Source organism: Urechidicola vernalis, assembly GCF_031846385.1.
GTDB classification, from domain to species: domain Bacteria; phylum Bacteroidota; class Bacteroidia; order Flavobacteriales; family Flavobacteriaceae; genus Urechidicola; species Urechidicola vernalis.
Window position 1 is genome coordinate 288,538 of sequence record NZ_JAVRHV010000003.1, and the last position, 24,049, is coordinate 312,586.

General features: G+C 33.5%; 23 protein-coding genes. 14 read left to right on the top strand and 9 right to left on the bottom strand.

Annotated elements, in window-relative coordinates:
* The first annotated feature begins 6 nt into the window (after positions 1–6).
* From xrtF to RM519_RS08425, 3 genes are all read left to right on the top strand, one after another.
* The gene (gene xrtF, locus RM519_RS08415) at positions 7–549 is read left to right on the top strand and encodes an exosortase family protein XrtF (RefSeq protein ID WP_311593257.1); all 543 of its coding nucleotides are present in this window, start codon (positions 7–9) and stop codon (positions 547–549) included.
* Positions 546–971, top strand: a complete 426-nt coding sequence (locus RM519_RS08420) for an exosortase F system-associated membrane protein (protein WP_311593258.1) — start codon at positions 546–548, stop codon at positions 969–971. The genes xrtF and RM519_RS08420 overlap by 4 nt, the downstream gene beginning before the upstream one ends.
* Positions 972–1,045: 74 nt before the next feature.
* Positions 1,046–1,417 carry a heavy metal-binding domain-containing protein gene (locus tag RM519_RS08425; RefSeq protein ID WP_311593259.1) on the top strand — a complete coding sequence of 124 codons (372 nt, stop codon included), beginning with the start codon at positions 1,046–1,048 and terminating at the stop codon, positions 1,415–1,417.
* 76 nt (positions 1,418–1,493) lie between these two features.
* Here the strand turns inward: RM519_RS08425 and groL are convergent, their stop codons facing one another.
* The 7 genes from groL to miaB all read right to left on the bottom strand — a co-directional run bounded on the left by groL (position 1,494) and on the right by miaB (position 7,883).
* Positions 1,494–3,128: a chaperonin GroEL gene (gene groL / locus RM519_RS08430; protein WP_311593261.1), complete on the bottom strand. Its 1,635-nt coding sequence runs from the start codon at positions 3,126–3,128 to the stop codon at positions 1,494–1,496.
* Positions 3,129–3,140: 12 nt separating this feature from the next.
* Positions 3,141–3,419: a co-chaperone GroES gene (locus RM519_RS08435; protein WP_311593263.1), complete on the bottom strand. Its 279-nt coding sequence runs from the start codon at positions 3,417–3,419 to the stop codon at positions 3,141–3,143.
* Positions 3,420–3,558: 139 nt separating this feature from the next.
* Positions 3,559–3,903, bottom strand: a complete 345-nt coding sequence (gene secG, locus RM519_RS08440) for a preprotein translocase subunit SecG (protein WP_311593264.1) — start codon at positions 3,901–3,903, stop codon at positions 3,559–3,561.
* Positions 3,904–3,906: 3 nt separating this feature from the next.
* Positions 3,907–4,665: a DUF8458 domain-containing protein gene (locus tag RM519_RS08445; RefSeq protein WP_311593265.1), complete on the bottom strand. Its 759-nt coding sequence runs from the start codon at positions 4,663–4,665 to the stop codon at positions 3,907–3,909.
* On the bottom strand, positions 4,666–5,175 hold the full coding sequence (locus RM519_RS08450) for an LptE family protein (RefSeq protein WP_311593266.1): 510 nt from the start codon (positions 5,173–5,175) through the stop codon (positions 4,666–4,668). It lies immediately after the preceding gene.
* A 14-nt stretch (positions 5,176–5,189) separates the two neighbouring features.
* Complete coding sequence (locus RM519_RS08455; protein ID WP_311593267.1) at positions 5,190–6,428, bottom strand: sigma-54 dependent transcriptional regulator; 1,239 nt, start codon at positions 6,426–6,428, stop codon at positions 5,190–5,192.
* A gap of 3 nt (positions 6,429–6,431) precedes the next feature.
* Positions 6,432–7,883: a tRNA (N6-isopentenyl adenosine(37)-C2)-methylthiotransferase MiaB gene (gene miaB / locus RM519_RS08460; RefSeq protein ID WP_311593268.1), complete on the bottom strand. Its 1,452-nt coding sequence runs from the start codon at positions 7,881–7,883 to the stop codon at positions 6,432–6,434.
* Positions 7,884–8,080: 197 nt separating this feature from the next.
* Here miaB and topA point away from each other — a divergent pair, with 197 nt between their 5' ends.
* From topA to RM519_RS08495, 7 genes are all read left to right on the top strand, one after another.
* Positions 8,081–10,564, top strand: coding sequence for a type I DNA topoisomerase (topA, locus tag RM519_RS08465; RefSeq protein WP_311593269.1), 2,484 nt, complete (start codon positions 8,081–8,083; stop codon positions 10,562–10,564).
* 48 nt (positions 10,565–10,612) lie between these two features.
* Positions 10,613–11,773 (top strand): formimidoylglutamase, encoded by a 1,161-nt coding sequence (locus RM519_RS08470; RefSeq protein ID WP_311593270.1) that lies wholly within the window; start codon positions 10,613–10,615, stop codon positions 11,771–11,773.
* Between the two features lie 88 nt (positions 11,774–11,861).
* The gene (gene porK, locus RM519_RS08475) at positions 11,862–13,229 is read left to right on the top strand and encodes a T9SS ring complex lipoprotein PorK/GldK (RefSeq protein WP_311593271.1); all 1,368 of its coding nucleotides are present in this window, start codon (positions 11,862–11,864) and stop codon (positions 13,227–13,229) included.
* Positions 13,230–13,279: 50 nt separating this feature from the next.
* Positions 13,280–13,897: a type IX secretion system motor protein PorL/GldL gene (gene porL / locus RM519_RS08480; RefSeq protein ID WP_311593272.1), complete on the top strand. Its 618-nt coding sequence runs from the start codon at positions 13,280–13,282 to the stop codon at positions 13,895–13,897.
* Between the two features lie 38 nt (positions 13,898–13,935).
* Positions 13,936–15,489, top strand: a complete 1,554-nt coding sequence (porM, locus tag RM519_RS08485) for a type IX secretion system motor protein PorM/GldM (RefSeq protein ID WP_311593273.1) — start codon at positions 13,936–13,938, stop codon at positions 15,487–15,489.
* An 11-nt stretch (positions 15,490–15,500) separates the two neighbouring features.
* The gene (gene porN / locus RM519_RS08490; RefSeq protein WP_311593274.1) at positions 15,501–16,403 is read left to right on the top strand and encodes a type IX secretion system ring subunit PorN/GldN; all 903 of its coding nucleotides are present in this window, start codon (positions 15,501–15,503) and stop codon (positions 16,401–16,403) included.
* 78 nt (positions 16,404–16,481) lie between these two features.
* A complete protein-coding gene (locus tag RM519_RS08495; RefSeq protein ID WP_311593275.1) occupies positions 16,482–17,528 on the top strand; it encodes an NAD(P)/FAD-dependent oxidoreductase in 1,047 nt (348 codons plus the stop codon).
* Here RM519_RS08495 and RM519_RS08500 read toward each other — a convergent pair.
* Positions 17,518–17,919 (bottom strand): DUF983 domain-containing protein, encoded by a 402-nt coding sequence (locus RM519_RS08500; RefSeq protein WP_311593276.1) that lies wholly within the window; start codon positions 17,917–17,919, stop codon positions 17,518–17,520. The genes RM519_RS08495 and RM519_RS08500 overlap by 11 nt on opposite strands.
* 62 nt (positions 17,920–17,981) lie before the next feature.
* Here RM519_RS08500 and RM519_RS08505 point away from each other — a divergent pair, with 62 nt between their 5' ends.
* The 3 genes from RM519_RS08505 to RM519_RS08515 are packed head-to-tail and all read left to right on the top strand — an operon-like array spanning position 17,982 to position 21,828.
* A complete protein-coding gene (locus RM519_RS08505; protein ID WP_311593277.1) occupies positions 17,982–19,892 on the top strand; it encodes an ABC-F family ATP-binding cassette domain-containing protein in 1,911 nt (636 codons plus the stop codon).
* Complete coding sequence (locus RM519_RS08510) at positions 19,885–20,814, top strand: 1-aminocyclopropane-1-carboxylate deaminase/D-cysteine desulfhydrase (protein ID WP_311593278.1); 930 nt, start codon at positions 19,885–19,887, stop codon at positions 20,812–20,814. The genes RM519_RS08505 and RM519_RS08510 overlap by 8 nt, the downstream gene beginning before the upstream one ends.
* A 15-nt stretch (positions 20,815–20,829) precedes the next feature.
* Positions 20,830–21,828 (top strand): glucosaminidase domain-containing protein, encoded by a 999-nt coding sequence (locus RM519_RS08515; RefSeq protein WP_311593279.1) that lies wholly within the window; start codon positions 20,830–20,832, stop codon positions 21,826–21,828.
* A 31-nt stretch (positions 21,829–21,859) separates the two neighbouring features.
* Here the strand turns inward: RM519_RS08515 and RM519_RS08520 are convergent, their stop codons facing one another.
* A complete protein-coding gene (locus RM519_RS08520) occupies positions 21,860–22,291 on the bottom strand; it encodes a DUF4890 domain-containing protein (RefSeq protein ID WP_311593280.1) in 432 nt (143 codons plus the stop codon).
* Between the two features lie 94 nt (positions 22,292–22,385).
* Between RM519_RS08520 and RM519_RS08525 the strand changes: the two genes are divergently transcribed.
* Complete coding sequence (locus RM519_RS08525; protein ID WP_311593281.1) at positions 22,386–24,035, top strand: dipeptidyl-peptidase 3 family protein; 1,650 nt, start codon at positions 22,386–22,388, stop codon at positions 24,033–24,035.
* Positions 24,036–24,049 lie beyond the last annotated feature (14 nt).

A 24,049-nucleotide genomic window follows, 5' to 3' on the forward strand; every position in this document is an offset into this window, starting at 1 on the left:
TTTTCGTTGAAAAAAAACAAAGTTGTCATACTATTTTTAGTCAAGTTTTTCTTGGTGTATTTTTCATTTACAGCTATGTATTCGTGGTACTTAAGTAATACGCAACAAACGGATGATTTATTCGCCTGTTCGCCTGTTACTACACTTGTCACTGATCATGCCGAATATGTTATAGAGTTGTTAGGATACGACGTTTATACTGATCAAAATTTTGATGAACTTTCAATGATGTTCATGGTAAATGAAAGTTATGTAGTTAAAATTGTGGAAGGATGTACGAGTGTTAGTATTATGATTTTGTTCATGGCTTTTGTTGTTGCTTTTTCTGGGAGAATTAAAACAACAATTTTATATGTTTTGTTGGGACTTGTTTTGATTTATTTGGTAAATATTTTTAGAATTGTGTTGTTGTCGTTGGTGATATATCATCATCCTAGTTGGCAGAATTTTATGCATGATTTTGTTTTTCCAGCAATCATTTATGGGATGGTTTTTTTGTTGTGGTTAATATGGGTAAAAAAATATGCAACACTGCACAAAAGCAAATGAAAAAAGTAATTAGGTATAGTGTAATAGCAATTTTATTTCTGCTTCTTTTTTTTATAAGAGGGTTTGAAGATGTACTCTTTTACGACCCTTTTTTACTTTATTTTGAGAATGATTATTTATTAGCAGAATTTCCAAGTGTTGATATGTGGAAGTTATTCCTTAGTATTTTATTTCGCTTTTCATTAAATAGTATTGTTTCAGTGTTGATTTTAAAGTTTGTTTTTAGCGAAACGGTCCAGTTGAAATTTTTAATCTGGTTGTATATCGTTTTCTTTATTGTATGTGTATCTGTTTTTTTAATACAAGTGCAATCTGAATTTGATAATGGTTATTTGTTTCCATTTTATGTTAGAAGACTATTGATCCATCCAATGCTATTAATTGTGTTGTTGCCTGTATATTTTGTGAAAAGAAATCGTTGAGGATTAATTCAAAGAGATGTAATAATTTCCATTATTTTCGTTCTAAACTATTATTCAAAGTATAAATATTAATTATGAAGAAACTTATGTATTCGTTAGTTCTAATTGTAGGGTTAACACTAATCGGTTGTAAATCGGAGAAAAAAGGAGAGCATTCCGATCACGAAATGGCAAAGGTAGAATATGTTTGCCCAATGGATTGTGAAGATGGAAAAACATACGCAGATAAAAATGATAAGTGTGCCGTTTGTAAAATGAAATTAGTAAAGAAAGAATCAGAAGGAAAGCATGAGCACGACAAAGAAGGAGAGCACAAAGATGGAAAGGAGCATTTAGATGATGATAATCACGATGGTGAAGGGGAACATGAAGAAGGTTCTGAACATGATAAAGATGGCGAGCATCAAGGTGAAGAGAAAGGACATGATTCTGATGAAAACCACTAATCAATGGCGTGAGAAAAAAAGAAACCCGATTTATTTTAAATAAATCGGGTTTTTAATTATTTATGGCGATTCGCCATTACATCATTCCTGGCATTCCTCCGCCCATTGGTGGCATTGGAGCAGCAGGTGCTTCTTCTTTAATATCAACTAAAGCACATTCAGTAGTTAAAATCATTCCAGAAACAGAAGCCGCATTTTCTAAGGCGACACGTGTTACTTTTGTAGGGTCAATAATACCAGCATCTAGCATTTTAACGTACTCTCCAGATTTGGCATTGTAACCAAAGTCACCTTTTTCTTCTAACACTTTAGAAACAACAACAGATCCTTCTTTTCCGGTGTTCTCAACAATCTGACGTAAAGGCTCTTCAATTGCTCTATCAATAATTTTGATACCTGTTACTTCATCTAAATTATCAGTAGTAATTTTTTCCAAAACATTTTTAGCTCTAACCAGAGCAACACCACCTCCGGCAATGATTCCTTCTTCTACAGCCGCTCTTGTTGCATGTAAAGCATCATCAACACGGTCTTTCTTTTCTTTCATTTCTACTTCAGAAGCAGCACCAACATATAATACAGCAACACCTCCAGCCAATTTAGCTAAACGCTCTTGTAATTTCTCTCTATCGTAATCAGATGTAGTAGTTTCTATTTGAGATTTGATTTGACCAACTCTTGCTTTAATAGCGTCCACATCACCAGCACCATTTACAATAGTTGTGTTGTCTTTATCAATAGTTACTCTTTCTGCAGTACCTAACATTTCAATAGTTGTTTTCTCTAGAGACAAACCAAGTTCTTCAGAAATTACAGTACCTCCCGTTAAGATAGCGATGTCTTGTAACATTGCTTTTCTTCTATCTCCAAATCCTGGCGCTTTAACGGCAGCAATTTTAAGAGCACCTCTTAATTTGTTCATTACTAAAGTAGCTAAAGCTTCTCCTTCAACATCTTCGGCAATAATTAATAATGGTTTTCCAGATTGTGCAACTGGCTCAAGGATTGGTAATAAATCTTTAAGATTTGATATTTTCTTTTCGAACAATAAAATGTACGGGCTTTCTAAATCAACCAACATTTTGTCTGTGTTTGTAACAAAATAAGGAGATAAATAACCTCTGTCAAATTGCATACCTTCAACAATATCAACATATGTTTTAGTTCCTTTTGCCTCTTCAACAGTAATAACACCTTCTTTACCTACTTTTTCAAATGCCTCAGCAATTAAAGTTCCGATAGTGCTATCATTATTTGCAGAAATAGATGCTACTTGATTGATCATTTCAGAGTTACTTCCAACTTCTTTAGATTGTGAATGTAGGTCAGTAACAATTGCTTCAACAGCCTTATCAATCCCTCTTTTTAAATCCATTGGGTTTGCCCCTGCAGCTACGTTTTTCAATCCTTCTTTTACGATTGCTTGTGCTAATACAGTTGCAGTAGTAGTTCCATCACCTGCTAAATCATTAGTTTTAGAAGCAACTTCTTTTACCATTTGAGCACCCATGTTTTCAAGTGCATCTTCCAGTTCAATTTCTTTTGCTACTGAAACACCATCTTTTGTAACTGCTGGTCCGCCAAATGCTTTTCCAATAACTACGTTTCTTCCTTTTGGTCCTAAAGTAACTTTTACTGCATTTGCTAATGCATCAACACCACGTTTTAGTCCGTCACGTGCTTCTAAATCAAATTTAATATCTTTTGCCATCTTAATATATTTTTAAACGATTGCGAAAATATCGCTCTCTCTCATTATTAAATAATCGTTTCCTTCTACTGCTAATTCTGTTCCAGCGTACTTTCCGTATAAAACAGTGTCACCAACTTTAACCGTTAAAGGTTCGTCTTTTGTTCCTGTTCCTACTGCTACTACAGTTCCTTTTTGTGGTTTTTCTTTTGCTGAATCTGGAATGATAATTCCACTTGCAGTTGTTGTTTCAGCTACTGCTGGCTCAACCAATACTCGATCTGCCAATGGTTTTATGTTTAATTTACTCATGTTGTGAATATTTTATAGTTTGATAATTCTTTCAATGTTTTTTCCAAAAGTGTGCCAAATCAATTTAGTATGACATAGTGAAAAAAAAATGCCAACGTGTCATTTACGTTGGCATTTTATATTGTATAATCTAAAAAGATTATTGTACTGTGTCAGTTGGTGTTGTCGCAGCAGGTTCTGCTGGAACTTCCTGAGCATCTCTTTGATCTAATGTATTTTGAATAGTTGTATCAGTTGGAGCACTGTTTAAATTTGGTGATGCAAAATTAGATACTAAAATCAATAACAATAAAACAATAGATAATGTCCATGTACTCTTGTCTAAAAAGTTAGTTGTGTTTTGTACACCACCTCCAACTGATTGGGATCCGCTTCCTCCAAATGAAGAAGACAACCCTCCGCCTTTAGGGTTCTGTACCATTATAATTAATACAAGTAGCACGGCTACAATCATAATTAAAACTAAAAATAGGCTATAACTCATAATTTATTTTTTATCTAATAATTTTATTGCTTTTATTCGGTTTGCAAAGAAACTACTTTTTTCTGGATATTTCAAACTTAAAATGCGATATGCTTTAATAGCATTTTCATATTTTTTTTGCTCTATATAAACCTGTGCAAGTGTCTCTGTCATAAGACTGTCGTAATCTGTCGATTCTTGCTTTACAATCGGAGAATTTGCTTCTTTATTTTTAACGGGTTTGATCTTAGGGTTGGATGCGATAAACTTATCTATTAAGTCAAATTTTGAGGTTGTTTTTTCTTTCTTCTCAGTTCTGTTAATCGGCTTTATAGTTCCTAACTGTAACCACTCTCCAAAAGAATGCGCCTCGTTACTTTTAAAATTTAAAGGCTTGCCAATTTCTAATACTTCCTTTGGTTGATTAGAAATCTCTTCCGAATGTATTTTTGTTATTTTTTGGTGTAATGCTTTAACTATTTCAGCATCAATTACCTCAATGTTTTCTAGTATGGTCTGCTCTTCAGTTAATAAAGTAGAATTTTGAAATTTTGTCGAAGTAATAAAGTCAAATAAAATACTACGATCTGAAGTATGGGCAGCAGTTGTTTTTAAGGCTTGATTGTATTTATAACTATCCTGACTTTTTAATCCTTTTAAATGCAGTGCTCTTGCTGATTGAAAATAGGGGAAAGAATTGATAATACTTTCCAATTCACTCGTTTGCTCTTTAGATATTACTGCTGGGTTATTAGTTAAGTATGTGTAGTCTTGTATATTCATCTACCACTGTGCAACCGATGCGTTAAAAATATCTTGAGTAATTCTTTCGAATATTACTTGAAAAGCTTCATCTAAAACACCACCAACCAATTGTGCATTTGCATCATAATCATGATAAAAAGAGAAACTTTGTTCAAAATCCTTATCTTCTTCATATTTGTTTACATAACGAACTTGAACGGTAATTGTAAGTCTATTTTGTGCAGCAGTTTGCTCTGCAGTTGCAGTCATTGGGTTTATTCTATATCCAGTAATCTCACCAGAAAAGTGAATATCTCCTCCACTTTTAACCATGTCTAGATTTGTTTGACTGATAAAAATATCTTGTAACGCAACTGTAAAAGCCTGACTTAAACTTGGTTCAATTAATCTAGCATTATTCGGAAAGTAATCTACTTGTACCGTTTTTACCCTGTTATCTAAATTTACACCTCCAAAAGAGTAAATGCCACAACTGATAAGACTTAATAAAAGAATAGTTGAGGCTAATAGTTGAAGTTTACTTTTCATATTTAGAACTGATCTTATAAGTCGTATTGTTTAATTTTTCGGTATAAAGTACGTTCGCTAATACCTAATTCTTTTGCAGCTAATTTACGTTTTCCTTTGTTACGTTCAAGAGATTTCTTAATCATTTCAAATTCTTTATCCTGCAATGATAGCGATTCGTCTTCGGTAATGGTTTCAGCAAAATCATACGTTGGCGTTTCTTCGGTATATTTTTCTTGAGGATATACTACTTCAACAGTGTTTTCTACAGCTTTAAAATTCTCCTGTTCATTTGCAATTTTTTCAATTAAATGTTGATTTTTTTCTTGGAACTGAACATTGTTTCCATCTTGCATTAAATCGAGCGTTAATTTTTTAAGGTCGTTAATGTCATTACGCATATCAAATAAAATCTTGTACATAATTTCACGCTCATTGGCAAAATCAGAATTCGATTTAGAATCTTCGATTACTGAAGGAAGATTTCTGCTAATTTGAGGAAGGTATTGTGCGAGTTTAATAGAATCTACACTTCTATCTTCTTCTACAACAGATATTTGTTCTGCAATATTTCTTAATTGTCTAATGTTTCCAGGAAAATTATAATTCAATAATAAATTCACAGCGTCATCTGTCAATCTAATCGTAGGCATGCTGTATTTTTGAGCAAAGTCTGAAGCAAATTTTCTAAATAACAAATGAATATCCTCCTTTCTAGTTCTAAGTGGAGGTAGTTCAATTTCAATAGTGCTCAATCGGTAGTATAAGTCTTCTCTAAACTTACCTTTTTCAATGGCCTCCATCATTTTTAAATTCGTCGCCGCAACAATTCTAACATTTGTTTTTTGAACTTTACTCGATCCTACTTTTATAAATTCACCATTTTCTAAAACCCTTAGTAAACGAACTTGCGTAGTAAGTGGTAATTCTCCAACTTCATCTAAAAAAATTGTTCCACCATCTGCTACTTCGAAATATCCATTTCTAGTAGAGGTAGCCCCAGTAAAGGCTCCTTTTTCGTGTCCGAATAATTCAGAATCTATGGTTCCTTCTGGAATTGCGCCGCAATTTACCGCAATATACTTTGCGTGTTTACGATGTGATAAAGCATGTATAATTTTAGGTATACTTTCTTTTCCAACACCACTTTCCCCTGTAACCAATACAGAAATATCAGTTGGAGCCACACGAACGGCTTTAGAAAGCCCTCTGTTTAGATGAGGGTCACTTCCTATAATTCCAAAACGCTGTTTTATGTTTTGTAATGATTCCATAGCTTAATTATTGTCAGAATATCCAACTGCTTTTCCTATTAGTGTTGCAGTTGTACATTCGAGTAGTTTTACATTTACAAATTCTCCTAATTTGTAATTCTCCTTTGGGAAAACAACTGTAGTGTTTTGAGAGGTTCTTCCTTTCCAATGCAGTTCAGATTTTTTTGACGTCCCATCAATTAAAACCTCCATTGTCTTACCTAGAAAGGCCTTAGTTCTATATGCACTATGTTTTTGTTGAAGGTTAATAACTTCCGTTAAGCGTCTTTTTTTAACATCCAAAGGAACGTCATCCTCCATCTTTTTCTCCGCTAAAGTTCCTGGTCTTTCGGAGTATGCATACATAAAGCCAAAGTCATATTTTACATATTCCATTAAACTTAATGTTTCTTGATGATCCTCTTCAGTTTCTCCGCAAAAACCAGTGATCAAGTCTTGACTTATGCTACATTCCGGAATTATATTAAAAATATGATCTACCAACTGCATATACTCTTCCCTTGTATGTTGGCGATTCATATCTTTTAAAACCTTTGTGCTTCCACTTTGTACAGGCAGGTGAATATATTTGCAGATGTTTTTGTGTCTAGACATGGTGTGAATTACATCAACACTCATGTCTTGTGGGTTTGAGGTAGAAAATCTAAACCTCATTTTTGGAAAAGCAATAGCACACATTTCCAATAATTGTGAAAAGTCAATTGCCGAAGCTTGTGCAATTCCTGAAGCCTTTTTAAAATCTTTTTTTAGGCCTCCACCATACCATAAAAAGCTATCTACGTTTTGACCTAAAAGAGTAATTTCTTTATAATTACTGTCTGCTAAATCTTGAATTTCTTCAATAATACTTTTGGGGTCTCTACTGCGCTCACGACCTCTTGTAAACGGAACCACGCAAAACGTACACATGTTGTCGCATCCCCTCGTAATTGAAACAAAAGCGGAAACTCCGTTAGAGTTCAAACGCACAGGTGAAAGGTCTCCATATGTTTCTTCTTTAGATAAAACTACATTTACGGCATCTCTACCGGCCTCTATTTCTTCTAATAAATTAGGTAAATCTCGATATGCGTCCGGACCAACAACTAGGTCAACAATTTTTTCTTCTTCTAAAAATTTTTCTTTCAGTCGTTCTGCCATACAGCCCAAAACTCCAACTTTCATTGTTGGATTAATTTTTTTAACGGCATTGTATTTTTCTAATCTTTTACGAATTGTTTGTTCTGCTTTTTCTCTAATAGAACACGTATTTACAAGGACTAAATCGGCATTTTCTAATGTCGTAGTTGTATTAAACCCTTGTTCAGCCATTATCGATGCAACAATTTCACTATCATTTAGATTCATGCTGCAGCCATAACTCTCTATAAAAAGTTTTTTATCATTGCCCTTTGTATCCTTGGTGATGAGAGGCTTTCCTTGTCTTTTTTCGTCAATTACTTTTTCAGAAATCATATACTAAAATTGGTTTGCAAAGATACAACCAAAAACTTAAAAATATGACAAAGTGGCAGAAAATATTAACTTCTATTGGATGACTCTTATTCTATTTATTTTCACAAAAAATTTGAATTTAAAAAAAACTATCTACTTTTGCATTCTGAATACATCGCATATATATAAAGGTGTAATTCAAAATAAACGGAAGATGTATGGCAAAGAATTTGGTTATAGTAGAGTCACCTGCAAAGGCAAAAACAATAGAAAAATTTTTAGGAAAAGGGTTTCAAGTTGAATCCAGTTTTGGACACATTGCAGATTTACCATCTAAGGAATTAGGGATAAATGTAGAAGGTGATTTTAAACCGAAATATGCTGTTTCTACTGATAAGAAAGCAGTTGTAAAGAAACTAAAAGATTTAGCGAAAAAAGCTGAAACTGTTTGGTTAGCAAGTGATGAGGATCGAGAAGGAGAAGCAATTGCATGGCACTTATCAGAGCAATTAAAATTAAAGGAAGAAAACACGAAAAGAATTGTTTTTCATGAAATCACGAAGAAAGCGATTCTGAAAGCAGTTGAGAATCCGAGAGAAATTAATTACAATTTAGTTAATGCGCAGCAAGCGAGAAGGGTTTTAGATAGGCTTGTTGGATATGAATTGTCTCCTGTGCTTTGGAGAAAAGTTAAAGGAGGGCTTTCTGCTGGTCGTGTGCAATCTGTAGCGGTTCGTTTAATTGTAGAAAGAGAACGTGAAATTCAAGAGTTTGAAGCAAAACCTTCGTATCGAATAGATGCTGAATTTGTAAATCATAACAATAAAAAGTTTAAAGCAAAACTTCCAAAGAACTTTGATTCAAAGGAAGAAGCTGAGGCATTTTTAAATTCTTGTGTAAATGCTGAGTTTAAAGTTGCAGATTTAAAAAAGACACCAGCTAAGAAATCTCCGGCAGCACCATTTACTACTTCAACTCTACAGCAAGAAGCTTCTAGGAAGTTGTATTTTCCTGTTGCAAAAACAATGATGATGGCGCAACGGTTATATGAAGCTGGTCTTATTACTTATATGAGAACGGATAGTGTAAACTTATCCGATGATGCAAAAGAAGCTGCACAAGCAGAAATCATTTCTTCGTTTGGAGAACAATATAGCAATCCAAGGAATTTTAAGAATAAAGCGAAAGGAGCACAAGAAGCTCACGAAGCGATTCGACCTACCAACATGGATCGCCATACTGTATCTATTGATTATGACCAAGACAGGCTGTATAGTTTAATTTGGAAAAGAACACTTGCGTCTCAAATGAGTGATGCACAGTTAGAACGTACCAATGTAAAAATTGAAAACTCGAACAATGATAAGATTCTTACAGCAAAAGGTGAGGTAATTACTTTTGATGGATTTTTAAAAGTGTATTTAGAAGGTACAGATAATGAAGATGAGGAGCAAGAAGGTATGTTGCCTAAGTTGGAAGTATCAGAGGTTTTAGAAAATAAACTGATAACCGCTACAGAGAGGTATACCAAGGCACCTTACAGATATTCAGAAGCTTCATTAGTAAAGCGATTAGAGGAGTTAGGAATTGGAAGACCATCTACATATGCTCCAACCATTTCTACTGTTCAAAGAAGAGGATATATAGAAAAAGGTGTAATTGAAGGAGTAGAACGAAACTATACACAAATAGTATTAAGTAATAACGAAGTTAGTGCGAAAATGTTAACTGAAAAAGTTGGAGCGGATAAAGGAAAGATGGTGCCAACTGATATTGGGAACATTGTTAGCGACTTTTTAGTGGCTCACTTTGCAACTATTATGGATTATGGTTTTACAGCCAAAGTCGAAAATGAATTTGACGAAATAGCAGAAGGGAAAGAAGATTGGACCTCTATGATTAAGGAGTTTTATACTGGTTTTCATGATAGAGTAGAAGACGTTGCCGCAAATGCAGAAAGAGAATCTGGCGAACGTATTCTTGGAAAGCATCCAGAATCAGGAAGAACCATACTTGTGAGGCTTGGTAGATTTGGACCTATGGTTCAAATTGGAGATAGAGAAGATGAAGATAAGCAGTTTGCCAGTTTACAAGGAGATCAAACTTTAGGAACCATAACGTTAGAAGAAGCTCTAGATTTATTCTTATTACCTAAGAACGTTGGTCAATATGAAAATGAGGATGTTGTTATTTCAAACGGAAGATTTGGGCCCTATGTTAGATTTGGTTCTATGTTTGTGTCTTTACCGAAAGGAGAAAATCCGTTAGCGGTAGATTTTGATCAGGCAGTAGAACTAATTGAAGCAAAGCGAAAGGCTGATGCTCCAATTGCGGAATATGAGAATATGCCAGTTCAAAAAGGCGTTGGTAGATTTGGGCCTTTTATTAAATGGAATGGTGTTTTTATTAATGTTAATAAAAAATACGATTTCGATAACTTGACTTATGATAACATTGTTGAATTAATTGAGGTTAAGAAACAAAAGGATATAGAAAAGGTTATTCATAATTGGGAAGAGGAAGGAATTAGAGTGGAGAAAGCACGTTGGGGCCGTTTCAATATAATCAAAGGAAAGGTTAAAATTGAAATGCCAAAAACAACGAAAGCGGAGAAACTGACCTTAGAAGAAGTGCAAGCGATTATCGAAAAAAAGGCACCAAAAAAGAAAGCAACACGTAAAAAACCTGCGAAAAAGAAATAATTTCTTAATTTAGCATTGTTGTTAAACCCCAAACAGGACTAAATAAACATGAATTTTGATTATTTATTTCCAGTTGATGACGCTGTTTTTGCACACGCTATGGTGCTTTCAGAACAATCACTCGGACATCAAATTCGAATACATTCCAATCAATTTGGAACTCCAGATTTAACCGGTGCAAAGTTTGCTATTGTAGGGGTTGAAGAAGGGCGTATGGCTATCGATAATGAAGAAACGGGGCAAGGTCTTGGTAATATAAGAAAAGAAATTTATCAATTATTTCCTGGAAACTGGATTACGACAATGGTAGATCTTGGTAATGTTAAACAAGGAAATACTATTGATGACACTTACTTCGCTGTTAAAGAGGTTGTAAGTAGTCTTATTAAAAAAGATATCATACCAATTATTATTGGGGGAGGTCAAGATTTGACCTATGCTAGTTATAGAGCTTATGATGTTTTAGAACAGACTGTAAATATCGTTTCTGTAGATAATAAATTCGATTTTGGAAGTATTCAAGATGGAATTTCTTCTCAGTCTTATTTGAGTTCCATTGTAATGGAAAAGCCCAACAATCTTTTTAACTTTAGTAATATAGGATATCAAACTTTTTTCAATCCACAGGAGGAAATAGATTTGGTAAATGATCTGTTTTTTGATGCATACAGATTGGGGGAAGTTGCCAAAAATCTTGAATTAGTAGAGCCAGTATTAAGGGATGCGGATATCGTTTCTATAGATATTGGAGCAGTGAGGAATAGTGAGGCGCCAGCAAATAATAACGCAACACCTAATGGGTTTTATGGAGAAGATTTGTGTGTAATTGCTAGATATGCAGGGATAAGTGATAAAGTAAGTTCATTTGGTGTTTATGAATACAATCCACGTTATGATAATAAAAGGCAAACTGCGCAGTTAATAGCGCAGGCCATATGGTATTTTGTGGAAGGTGTTAATTGCAGAGCAAACGATTATCCATTTGGGACTAAGGATACCTATCAGAAATTTATGGTGCCAATAGAAGATGAAGTTTTGAACTTTTATAAAAGTGATAAAAGTGGAAGATGGTGGATGGAAATTAATTTTAAGAATAATAATAAATACCAAAGACATTCGTTAATACCTTGTACATATCAAGATTATTTAAATGCGAATGAACAGGAAATACCAGATAGATGGTATAAAACCTTAAAGAAAGTCATTTGATTTTTTTTAATTTAGATAAGAATTTGAATTGCTATTAAAAAAATAATTTTTAGGTTTACGCGAATTTAGAAAGAGATACATTTTTATTATGAAGAGAATTTCAATATACATTTTGTTGGCAGCCTTTGTCGTAAGTTGCGGAAGTAGTGATAAAGGAGAGTTAGTAGGTGTAAAAGCGAAAAGTAAATGGAATGCCGAAAAACCATATGGAATGACTTTAATTCCGGGTGGTTCGTTTACTATGGGTAAACAAGATGAAGATATGGCAGGTGCTCTTAATACCCCATCTAGAACTGTAACTGTAAAACCATTTTATATGGATGAAACAGAAATTTCTAATAGTGAGTATAAAGAATTTGTCTATTGGGTTAGAGATTCAATCGTGCGTTCAAGATTAGCTGAAGAAGCAGATTTTATGAATGCAGGTTTAGAATTAGAGGACCCGGGGAGGAAATTAGCAGGCTACGAATATAAAGATATTGATACTACAGATGCATCACCTTATGTGAAGTACATGTTAGAAATGTATGGCTCATTAGGAAACGTAAACTCTCCATCTATGGGTAGAGCGTTAAACTGGGATGAAGATCTTGTTTGGAATCCTGAAGATTTTCCAGATGAAAGTTATGTATATGTAATGGACTCATTATACATTTCAATGAGTAATAGTTTTGACGGAAGAAGATTGATTGATACTGAGCAATTAGAATATCGTTATTATTGGCTTGATATTGAAAATGCAGCAAAAGATAAAGGAAATAGACATAATTATATAAAAGAAGAAGTATTACAGGTATATCCTGATACAACCGTTTGGGTAAAAGATTATAACTATTCTTATAATGACCCTATGCATCAAGATTATTTTTATCACCAAGCATATCAGGACTATCCTGTTGTGGGAGTTTCATGGGGACAAGCCAATGCGTTCTGTAATTGGAGAACTCAGAAGAAGAACAACTATTTAAGAGGAAAGAAAAATGTGACTCGAGCTCCAGATTACAGATTGGCTTCTGAGGCGGAATGGGAATATGCAGCGCGTGGAGGATTAGATTTTGGAAATTACCCCTGGGGAGGACCTTATACAACAAGTGATAGAGGTTGTTTCTTAGCAAATTTTAAACCAACAAGAGGAGATTATGCCGTAGACGGAGCATTGTATACCGTAGAGGTCCAGTCTTATAACGCAAACGACTACGGATTGTATAATATGGCAGGAAATGTATCGGAATGGACAAACTCGGTATATGGAGAATCTACTTATTATTTAAGTTCAACGATGAATCCGAATGTAACGGATAAGGAAAATAAAAGAAAAGTTATTAGAGGTGGCTCATGGAAAGACGTGGCCTACTTTTTAGAAGTAAGTTCAAGAGATTTTGAATATGCAGATTCTGCTAGAAGTTATATCGGCTTTAGAACTGTTCATGATTACTTAGGAACAAATATCAAATAGAACCAACAAAAATTAACCAAATAAATCAACAACCCCTTAAAAGAAAAGTTATGGCACAATCAAAATCAACTAAGAAACTATTTAATATGGCCTACGGGCTTGGAGCATCAATTGTAATTTTAGGTGCTTTATTTAAAATATTACATTGGAACTTTGGAAATGAAATGTTAATGATTGGTATGATTGTAGAAGCATTGGTATTTGCTATTTCTGCATTTGAACCAGTTGAAGACGATCTAGATTGGTCTAAAGTATATCCAGAATTGACTGGTGGTACAGCAAAAGAGAAAGGTGATGTTCAAGGAATGTTATCGCAAAAATTAGACGACATGTTGCAAGAGGCAAAACTTGATGCTGGTTTAATGAAAAGTTTAGGAGATAGTATCCAAAACTTTAAAGGGGCAGCTGATAATATTGCTCCTGCGGTAGATTCAATTGCTGCAACAAATAAATATAGTGAGCAATTATCTTTAGCGGCTTCACAAATGGAATCGTTAAACAGTTTGTATCAAGTACAGTTAGAAAGTGCTTCTAGGCAAGCAGAAATAAATAAAGAAACTGCTGATAATGCAGGAAAATTAAAGGAACAAATGGAATCCTTAGCAACGAACTTGTCTTCTTTAAATGGAGTATACGGTGGAATGTTATCTGCAATGTCTAAAAATTAATTAGTCATTTAATTATTAACCAACAAAACTAATTAATTATGGCAGGAGGAAAACTATCACCAAGGCAGAAGATGATTAATCTGATGTACTTGGTATTTATCGCAATGTTAGCATTGCAGATGTCAAAAGAAGTACTTACAGCATTTGGATATTTAAATGAGCGTTTAACAACATTTAACGTATCGCAAAAAGATAAGAATGCGGATAAATACGCGGGGTTAGCATTAAAGGCTAGCGAACAAGCTGAAAAGTTTGGAGATGAAAATGAAAAAGCACAACAAGTAAGGGCGCTTTCTCAGGAGTTATTTGATCATATTGAGAAAGTAAAACAAGTTGTTCTTGTTGATATTCCAGAAGAGAAGAAAGAGAATTATGAAGAGATGGATAAATCTGAAACATTAGATTTATACTTATATCAAAAGGGACAAGTTTCTGAAGACGGACAAGCCTTTTTAGATGCAATTGAAAAATATAGAAACGGTGTAGTTGCTGTATTGGGTGATGAATATCCTGAAGTTTCAACATCTATTTTAGAACATTTTGATACTGATGATGTACCTAGTAAGGATGGTGTGTCTCAGGCAAAAAATTGGATTGACCATACTTTTGTTGGCTTCCCATCAGTTGCTTCTATGACAAAATTATCTTTAATGCAAACGGATATTCGTTCTGCGGAAAGAAATATTTTAAATACAATGTTGCGCGGCCAATTAGCTGCAGATGCGGGAATTAGTGCTAGTACGTATCAAACAATTTTTATTCCAACAAAGCCTTCTTTCTTTCCAGGAGAGAACGTAACAGGAGAAATTGTTTTAGGACGTTATGATGCGACTTTAATGCCATCTGAAGTAGTTGTGAACGGAAGACCAGTTACTAAATTTGAAGGTGGTGGAGCAGTTATGAATTTTCCTGCGGGTAATGTTGGAGAAAACGACATTAAAGGAAAGTTTGTTTTTATGCAAGATGGGAAACCAGTTGAAATTCCAATTGACACGAAATATGCTGTTGTTGCCAAACCAAATGATGCAGTAATTGCTGCAGATAAAATGAATGTAGTATACAGGGGCTTACAAAACCCAATGACAATTTCGGTACCAGGTGTTGCAGATAATAAAGTAAATGCGAAAGCCGCAGGATTGCGTAAAGCGAGTGGAATTGGAAAATATATAATGGTGCCAGGTACGGGGAAAGAAATAAGAATTAATGTAACGGCTAGTTTACCTGATGGGTCTCCAATGTCAAGTTCAAAAGTATATAGAATTAAAGATATACCGAAACCGATGGCTACTGTAAGAAGGGAGTCAGGAATGGTCTCTATGGCGAAGTCTAGTTTATTAAAAACTACGGTTCGCGTGGAATTGCCAGACTTTTTATTCGACTTGGATTTTAATATTCAAAGTTTTAAAATAAAAGTTCCAGGTCAAGCGACAATAACGGTGAATGGGAATAAATTGAATACACAGGCTCAAACAGCAGTAAACAGAGCAAGAGTTGGAGATGTGATAAATATATTTGATGTAAAATCAAGTATTGTTGGTGTAAGCGGATTGAGAGTTCCGGATGCGTCACCTGTGAATATTGAAATACAATAATTAAAGGAATTATGAATAGGAAAAGTTTAATTTTAGGATTTGTGGGAGTCTTTTCAATGTTTGTTGTAAAGGCACAATCAAATTTGTTAAATGCCACAACACCTGATCAGGTTGGCGTTAAGACTGCACAGCAATTGGCTGCAGATAACGATAAGCCAATGGAGTATGGTTATGTTGATGATAGAGATATGATGTGGTCTAAAGTAGTGTGGGAATATATTGATTTAAATGAAAGAATCAATTTACCGTTCTATTACCCTATTCATGAAAATAGTACTTCTAAAAATAGAAAGTCACTTTTTAAAACCTTGTTAGATGGTATAATGGATGATCAAATTACTGAAGTGTATGATGATACGTATTTTACTAGTAAATTAACAAAGAAAGAAATAGAAGCCAAACTGTTCCGTATTGATACTACTGATGCTGGTAAAAGAGCATTGAATCAAGGAGAATCAAATATTGAAGAATTTATCAATAGAACAGAGATTAATCCCGGAGATATTGAAGGGTTTAAAATAAAAGGAGTTTGGTATATAGACAAGCGTCAAGGAGAAATGAAATATAGATTACTAGCAATTGCTCCAGTTGCTCCAGATGTTCAAACAAAGAACAGAAGTGATGTGCAGACCGTAGATGAAAAACTTGCATTGTTTTGGGTTTGGTATCCAGGTGCAAGACAGAATTTATATGACATGAAGGTGTTTAACCAAAAAAATTCTGCATATCCTATTTCATATGATCACTTGTTAAACGCCAAAAGATTTAATGCCATTATTTATAGAGAAGAGAATTTGTACGGTAACAGAGATGTTTCTCATTATGTTAGAGGAAACTCTTTATTCCAAGTTCTAGAATCAGACAAAATTCGTGAAAATATTAGGGATAAAGAATTAGATATTTGGAATTACTAAAACATTTAGTAGTATAAAAGAAACTCTCGTAGCAATACGGGAGTTTTTTTATTTCTATTTTTGACGAATATTTAATTGATGAAGGAAGTAGATTATATAATAGTTGGGTTAGGGCTTGCAGGGCTGTCTTTTGCACGTCAATTAGAGAAAAATAACAAGTCGTTTGTTGTGTATGAAAACAATTCTCAGAACTCATCTAAGGTTGCAGGAGGTATGTATAACCCTGTTATTTTAAAAAGGTTTACCCCAGTTTGGGAAGGTCATGATCAAATAGAAAAAGCCTTGCCATTTTACCAAGAGTTGGAGCAAAACTTCAATACGGTATATGACCATAAAATAAGCTTGCACCGTTTGTTTACTTCTATAGAAGAACAAAATAATTGGTTTGCAAAATGTGACCATCCAGTTTTGTCAAAATACTTGGAGCCAAAAGTAATTAATGAAACATATAACGGAATATCATCCCCTTATGGTTATGGTGAAGTTATAGGTGCTGGAAGAATTGATGCAAAACAATTACTTTTAGACTATAAACACTTTTTACAAAGCAATGGCAAGTTAAAAGAAGAAAGTTTTGATTACAACAATATTGAATTGAATGTAAATTTTGTTGTCTATAAAGGTATTAAGGCTAAAACCGTTGTGTTTAGTGAAGGTTACGGAATCAGATTAAATCCTTATTTCAAAGACTTACCGCTTAATGAAGTAAAAGGAGAACTAATTACCATTAACTCATCTGAATTAAATATTGATTTTATTTTAAAGTCAGGGGTTTTTATAATGCCTTTGGGTAATGATTTATACAAAGTTGGTGCAACTTTTAATTGGGATGATAAAACGAACCTTCCAACAGAAGAAGGAAAGACTGAGTTGATTGAAAAATTATCAAAAATTATTGGTGTTCCTTTCGAAGTTGTAGATCATGTAGCAGGAATAAGGCCGACTGTAAAAGATCGAAGACCGTTAGTAGGAGTTCATCCAGAACACAAAGAATTGGCTGTTTTAAATGGGTTAGGAACACGAGGTGTTATGATTGCTCCTACGGTATCTGAGGAGTTGTATAATTATCTAGAGAACGGCGAGCCACTGCGTGAAGAAATAAACATTACTCGTTTTAAGAACTAGTTTTTTGTTCCTCCACTTCATCTTTACGATACTTAACAAAAAGATTAATCCAAATAATTCTTGATAATCGTACGGTATGCAATACAGTAAAAATTAATACAATGACTATCGCTATAAAACTCTGTAATAAATCAAGATTAAAAACTAAAAAAGAAATAATAAAAGTCAAAACAGAAACCGCTACGGTTAAGCCATAATTTACGTACATAGCTCCATAGTAAAAAGAGGGTTCCATCATGTATTTTAAATTACAATGAGAACAGTGTTTATGAAGTTTTAAAAGTTTCTTTACCTTAAAAAAACTAGTCGATTCAAAAAAATCGCCTTCTTGGCATCTCGGACATTTATTCTTAAAAATACTATAGAGTTTGGAGCCTTTTCTTAGCAGCATAAAATCAAAAAATAGATTACTTTTGCAAATGTAAAATTTTTAGTTTTTATATATACAAATTCATGTTAAACATTCATAATATCACAGTATCGTTTTCGGGAGAGGACTTGTTTTCAGGAATCACTTTTAGGTTAAATGGTGGAAATAGAGTAGGTCTTGTTGGGAAAAATGGGGCGGGAAAATCGACACTTTTAAAAGTAATATCTGGGGATATTGAATATGATGGAGGTTCAATGGCATTTGAAAAAGATGTTAGAATTGGGTTTTTACGTCAAGATATTGATTTTGTTCAAGGTAGGACAATTCTTGAAGAGGCTTATGAAGCGTTTACAGAAATTAAAGAAATTGAACGAAAATTAGAAAAGATCAATAAGGAATTAGTTGAACGAACTGATTATGAAAGTGATTCATATACAGAATTGATTAATGATTTAACGGATTTTACACATCGTTATGAAGTGCTAGGAGGGTATAATTACCAAGGAGATACTGAGAAAATTTTGCAGGGGCTTGGATTTAAAAGAGAGGATTTCGACAAACTTACAGATACTTTTTCAGGAGGTTGGCGTATGCGTATTGAATTGGCAAAACTCTTACTTCAAAATAATGACATATTGTTGCTTGATGAGCCTACAAACCATTTAGATATTGAATCAATTATTTGGTTAGAAGGTTTCTTGAAAAATTATGCTGGCGCTGTGGTATTGGTGTCGCATGATAGAATGTTCTTAGATAATGTTACTAACCGAACGATTGAGATTTCCTTAGGTCAGATTTATGATTTTAAAAAACCATATACGCAATATCTTGCCTTAAGAGGAGAGATTAGAGAAAAGCAGTTACAGGCTCAAAAAAATCAGGAAAAGGAAATTAAGCAAACCGAACAATTGATTAACAAGTTTAGAGCGAAAGCCAATAAGGCATCTATGGCGCAATCTTTAATTAAGAAATTGGATAAAGTAGAACGTATTGAAGTAGATATTGAGGATACTGCCGTTATGAATGTTCGTTTTCCGCTTTCAATTCAGCCTGGTAAAATTATAGTTGAGGCCTCTGATTTAGCTAAGAATTACGAAGAAAAACAGGTGCTTCAGAATGTAGATTTATTGATTGAACGTGGGAGTAAAATTGCCTTTGTCGGTCAAAATGGACAAGGTAAATCTACCTTGGCTAAAATGATGGTCGGAGAAATTCCTTTTGAAGGAAATATGAAGTTGGGGCATAATGTTCAAGTAGGTTATTTTGCACAGAATCAATCTGAATATTTAGATGGTGAGAAAACAGTTTTACAAATAATGGAAGATGCAGCAACTGATTCTAACAGGGTTAAAGTTAGAGATATGTTGGGGGCATTTTTATTTGGAGGTGATGATGTAGATAAAAAAGCGAAAGTGCTATCAGGTGGAGAAAGAAATAGATTGGCATTGTGCAAATTGTTGTTACAGCCAATTAATACTTTAATAATGGATGAACCCACAAACCATTTAGATATCGCATCTAAGAATGTATTAAAAAAGGCGCTAAAAGATTTTGAAGGGACTTTAATCGTGGTATCTCACGATCGTGATTTTTTACAAGGCTTAACAACCACGGTATATGGTTTTAAGGATAAAGAAATTAAAGAGTATTTAGGAGATATTGATTATTTCTTAGAGCAGCATAAAATGGAAAATTTACGTGAAGCAGAAAAAAGAACGGTAATTGTTGAAGCAAAAAAAGAAACAACTTCTAGCTCAAAAGAATCACGTCAAAATGACAAGGAAAAAAAGAAACTACAAAATAAATTGTCTAAAGTAGAAACGGAAATAGCAACTTTGGAAAAAGAAATAATAACATTAGATGCCAAAATAGCGGAGGATTTTGAAGCCGTTTCTAACGACCCAGATTTTTATTCGAATTACCAAGCTAAAAAAGATAGGTTAGATGTTTTGATGGAAGATTGGTCTGAATTAGAAGATCTTGTGAATGCCTAATGTTTTAAATAGTGTAATTCAAAAGGTTCAGTTTTCTGAAATCGAAAAATTGGAGGTTTCTTTATCTGTTAAAAGAGAAGACCTTATTCACCCAGAAATATCTGGCAACAAATTCCGAAAGTTAAAATTTAACATTCAGCAAGCCTTAAAAGAAAACCATAGTACAATTCTAACCTATGGTGGCGCATATTCTAACCATATTGTAGCAACCGCTGCAGCAGGAAGAATTCATGGAGTTAAGACAATTGGTGTCATTAGAGGAGAAGAATTAGGGGTAGATTTAAATAAGACGCTGGCAAATAACAAGACCTTAAAATTTGCACACGATAGTGGCATGATTTTTCATTTTGTATCGAGAAGTGATTACAAGTTAAAGCATTCGAAAGAATTTTTGAAAGGTTTAGAAAATAAGTTCGGTACGTTTTATAATGTTCCTGAAGGCGGAACAAATAAGTTCGCAGTGAAAGGTTGTGAAGAAATTTTAGATAGTTGCACACAAAACTTTGATACAATTTGTACCGCAGTTGGCACTGGAGGAACAATTTCAGGTTTGATTAATACTGCAAAAAAGCATCAAGACATAATTGGGTTTCCAGCTTTGAAAGGTGATTTTTTAGAGAAGGAAATTCAACCATATATTACAAATAAAACGAAATGGAAGTTAATTTCAGACTATCATTTTGGAGGGTATGCAAAGACATCTGAGCCGTTAATTCGGTTTATTAATAATTTTAAGAAAGAAACAAATATTCAGTTGGACCCAATTTATACTGGAAAAATGGTGTTTGGAATTGTAGATTTAATAAAGAAAGGATATTTTGCAAAAGGTTCTAAGATTTTAGCAATCCACACAGGCGGATTGCAAGGAATAGATGGAATAAATACAATTTTAAAGAAAAATAATAGTTTGATAATTAGATAAATACTCCAAACCTCAATGAAATTTAAAATTACGCTAATCGTTTTTGCAGCATTTCTGGTTGCAAGTTGTAGTTCTCGAAAGAGGGTTGTGAATGAAAATTCAAAAAATAAAGTTGAGAAAAAAGAAGTTGAATCTAAATTTACACCAAAAAAGGAGCAACCAAAAACGAAAAAAAAGGTTACTTATAAAGATGCTAAAGGCGCTTATATAGCAAAGTATTCTGAGATTGCTATGGAAGAAATGAGACGTTATAAAATTCCGGCGAGTATTACCCTAGCGCAAGGAGTGTTAGAATCTCGAAGTGGACAAAGTCAGTTAACCACAAGATCTAATAATCATTTTGGAATTAAATGTCACAAAGGATGGACAGGTGGTAAAACCTATCATGACGATGATGAAAAAGGTGAGTGTTTTAGAGTTTATAAACATCCGGAAAAATCGTTTAGAGACCATTCATTGTTTTTAGCAGAAAGAAAAAGATATGCCGGTTTATTTGAATTAAAAATAACTGATTATAAAGGTTGGGCGAAAGGATTAAAAAAAGCGGGGTATGCAACGGATAAGTCTTACCCGCAAAAATTAATCAGTATTATAGAAACACATGAGTTGTACGATTACGACGACCTGGTTCTTGGTAAAAAGAAAAGAAAAAGAGTAAAGAAGGAAGAATATGTTGTTACCCCTTCAAAGGTTTCATCAAAAGGAACTATTGAAGTCCAATACGGTGAATCTTTATATTCAATTTCAAAACGTTTTGGTTTAACAATTGACGAACTTAAAAAGATGAATAACTTAAAGAGTAATAATCTTTCGGTTGGTCAAATGCTCTTAGTAAAGGAACAAAAGAAGAGAAAGCAGAATGATAGAAAAGAAAAACTCATTACAGTAAAAAAAGGAGATACCTTATACGGTTTAGCCAAAAAACATAAAGTGACGGTTACTCAGTTAAAGGATTGGAATAGACTCTTAGATAATACATTGTCAATAGGTCAGGAATTGATTGTAAATAAATAAAAAAAGAGCATCTATTAGATGCTCTTTTTGTTTAATGCTTTTCAGTTTTTTCTTTGCCTTTTTGTTTTTTATGATGTTGCATTTTCTTTTGCTTCATCTTTTTAGCACGTTGATTTCTCATTTTTTGCCATTTTTCATATTGCTCTTCGTTTAGAATGTTTTTCATCTCTTTTTTAACAGCAATCTGATTATCTAACATTTTATTCTTTAATTCATATTTTTCCTGCTCACTTAGTTCTTTCCGTTCTCCTTTCATCTTTTTTAACTCTTCAACATTTTTAAGAGTAAGTGCCATAACCTGTTCTTGCTGTTTCTCATTCAAGTCTAGATCAAGTGTCATTTGTTTTGCTCTAAGCGTTGCCATTTGTTCTGGAGATAAATCACTTTTCTTATGAGCTCGTTCTTTTTGAGCAAATGTTTGAATGGAAATAAATGCGACTAAAATAAATACTACTTTTTTCATGATTTCTAATTTAATTTTGTTTGTAGTTTTGACCTTCACACTTTAAAAAGGTTTAACTTTGAAATGGATATTTTAATTTTTTTAAGAATTAATTATGAATAAATTAACATACGCATTGGTCCTTTTGGTAGTGGTTTCTTGCAAACCTAAAGACGCGTCTAGAAAACCTATTAAGCAAGTAACAATAGAAAAAAACACTTCAGAAATGCAGCAAAACTTAGATAAATATGTTTCGGTTAAACTGATGAGTGATTTGTCAAAGTTGACCGAAAAAGAACGTAAAATGATTCCATTATTAATTGAGGCCGCAGCAATAATGAATGATTTGTTTTGGTACGAAGCTTATGGAGATAAACTTGAATTATTTACAAAGTTAAGAGATGATGAAACAAAGAAATTTATAAGTATAAATTACGGTCCATGGGATAGGTTAAATGGTAACAAGTCATTTGTTGAAAGTTATGGTGATAAACCTTTAGGGGCAAATTATTATCCAAGTGACATGACAAAAGATGAGTTTGAAAAGTCCAATTTAGAAAATAAGGAAAGCCTCTACACGTTTGTCCGTAGAAATGAGAATGGAGATTTGTATACGGTTCCTTTTTATGAACAGTTTAAGGATGAAGTAAAACAGGTTTCAGAGTTATTATTAGAGGCTTCTGCGCTTGCTGATGATACCGGTTTAAAAAAATATCTCGAGTTAAGGGCTGCAGCGGTACTAAATGATGAATATCAACAAAGTGATTTAGCTTGGATGGATATGAAAACAAATACTTTGGATATTGTAATAGGACCAATTGAGACGTATGAAGATCAATTGTATGGAAATAAAGCGGCCCATGAAGGTTATGTGTTAATAAAAGATCAAGAATGGAGTAAGAAATTAGCAAAGTTTAGTAAATATTTGCCAGAGTTACAGAGAGGATTACCTGTTGATCAAAATTATAAGAATGAAGTTCCAGGAACAGATTCTGATTTGAATGCATATGATGTAGTTTATTATGCAGGTGATTGTAATGCTGGAAGTAAAACCATCGCTATTAATTTACCAAATGATGAAGAGGTTCAGTTAAAAAAAGGAACTAGAAGATTGCAGTTGAAAAATGCCATGCAGGCTAAATTTGACAAGATTTTAGTACCTATTTCTGAAGTTTTAATAGATGAAAGTCAACGCAAGCATATAACGTTCGATGCGTTTTTTGCAAATACTATGTTTCATGAAGTAGCACATGGTTTGGGGATAAAAAATACCATAAATGGCAAAGGAACTGTTAGAACATCTTTAAAAGAACACGCCAGCGCATTGGAAGAAGGAAAAGCAGATATTTTAGGCTTGTACATGATTCAGCAATTGAATACAAAAGGAGAATTAACAAACGACATCAAAGATAATATGGTTACGTTTTTAGCCGGTATTTTTAGATCAGTACGTTTTGGTGCTTCTTCTGCACATGGAAAAGCCAACATGATTCGATTTAATTTCTTTAAAGAAAAAGGAGCGTTTTCTAAAAACGATGATGGAACTTTTAAAGTAAATTTCGATAAAATGGAACTTGCAATGACAGAATTATCTACAATGATTCTAACTTTGCAAGGTAATGGAGATTATAATGGAGTTGCTAAGTTAGTTGCTGAAAAGGGTAGGATTTCTAAAGAATTAGAAGCGGACTTAGATCGATTAAAAGAAGCGAATATTCCTGTAGATGTAATCTTTGAACAAGGAACGGAAGTACTTGGTTTGTAAGTTGTATAAATAGT

Coding starts and splice junctions, on each gene's coding strand:
- RM519_RS08445 (WP_311593265.1), bottom strand. CDS start 4,665: ATGAATATACAAGACTACACATACTTAACTAATAACCCAGCAGTAATA.
- RM519_RS08515 (WP_311593279.1), top strand. CDS start 20,830: ATGAAATTTAAAATTACGCTAATCGTTTTTGCAGCATTTCTGGTTGCA.
- secG (WP_311593264.1), bottom strand. CDS start 3,903: ATGAGTTATAGCCTATTTTTAGTTTTAATTATGATTGTAGCCGTGCTA.
- RM519_RS08510 (WP_311593278.1), top strand. CDS start 19,885: ATGCCTAATGTTTTAAATAGTGTAATTCAAAAGGTTCAGTTTTCTGAA.
- porK (WP_311593271.1), top strand. CDS start 11,862: ATGAAGAGAATTTCAATATACATTTTGTTGGCAGCCTTTGTCGTAAGT.
- RM519_RS08425 (WP_311593259.1), top strand. CDS start 1,046: ATGAAGAAACTTATGTATTCGTTAGTTCTAATTGTAGGGTTAACACTA.
- groL (WP_311593261.1), bottom strand. CDS start 3,128: ATGGCAAAAGATATTAAATTTGATTTAGAAGCACGTGACGGACTAAAA.
- RM519_RS08520 (WP_311593280.1), bottom strand. CDS start 22,291: ATGAAAAAAGTAGTATTTATTTTAGTCGCATTTATTTCCATTCAAACA.
- porL (WP_311593272.1), top strand. CDS start 13,280: ATGGCACAATCAAAATCAACTAAGAAACTATTTAATATGGCCTACGGG.
- RM519_RS08455 (WP_311593267.1), bottom strand. CDS start 6,428: ATGGAATCATTACAAAACATAAAACAGCGTTTTGGAATTATAGGAAGT.
- RM519_RS08500 (WP_311593276.1), bottom strand. CDS start 17,919: ATGCTGCTAAGAAAAGGCTCCAAACTCTATAGTATTTTTAAGAATAAA.
- RM519_RS08525 (WP_311593281.1), top strand. CDS start 22,386: ATGAATAAATTAACATACGCATTGGTCCTTTTGGTAGTGGTTTCTTGC.
- miaB (WP_311593268.1), bottom strand. CDS start 7,883: ATGATTTCTGAAAAAGTAATTGACGAAAAAAGACAAGGAAAGCCTCTC.
- porM (WP_311593273.1), top strand. CDS start 13,936: ATGGCAGGAGGAAAACTATCACCAAGGCAGAAGATGATTAATCTGATG.
- topA (WP_311593269.1), top strand. CDS start 8,081: ATGGCAAAGAATTTGGTTATAGTAGAGTCACCTGCAAAGGCAAAAACA.
- porN (WP_311593274.1), top strand. CDS start 15,501: ATGAATAGGAAAAGTTTAATTTTAGGATTTGTGGGAGTCTTTTCAATG.
- RM519_RS08435 (WP_311593263.1), bottom strand. CDS start 3,419: ATGAGTAAATTAAACATAAAACCATTGGCAGATCGAGTATTGGTTGAG.
- RM519_RS08470 (WP_311593270.1), top strand. CDS start 10,613: ATGAATTTTGATTATTTATTTCCAGTTGATGACGCTGTTTTTGCACAC.
- RM519_RS08420 (WP_311593258.1), top strand. CDS start 546: ATGAAAAAAGTAATTAGGTATAGTGTAATAGCAATTTTATTTCTGCTT.
- RM519_RS08450 (WP_311593266.1), bottom strand. CDS start 5,175: ATGAAAAGTAAACTTCAACTATTAGCCTCAACTATTCTTTTATTAAGT.
- RM519_RS08505 (WP_311593277.1), top strand. CDS start 17,982: ATGTTAAACATTCATAATATCACAGTATCGTTTTCGGGAGAGGACTTG.
- RM519_RS08495 (WP_311593275.1), top strand. CDS start 16,482: ATGAAGGAAGTAGATTATATAATAGTTGGGTTAGGGCTTGCAGGGCTG.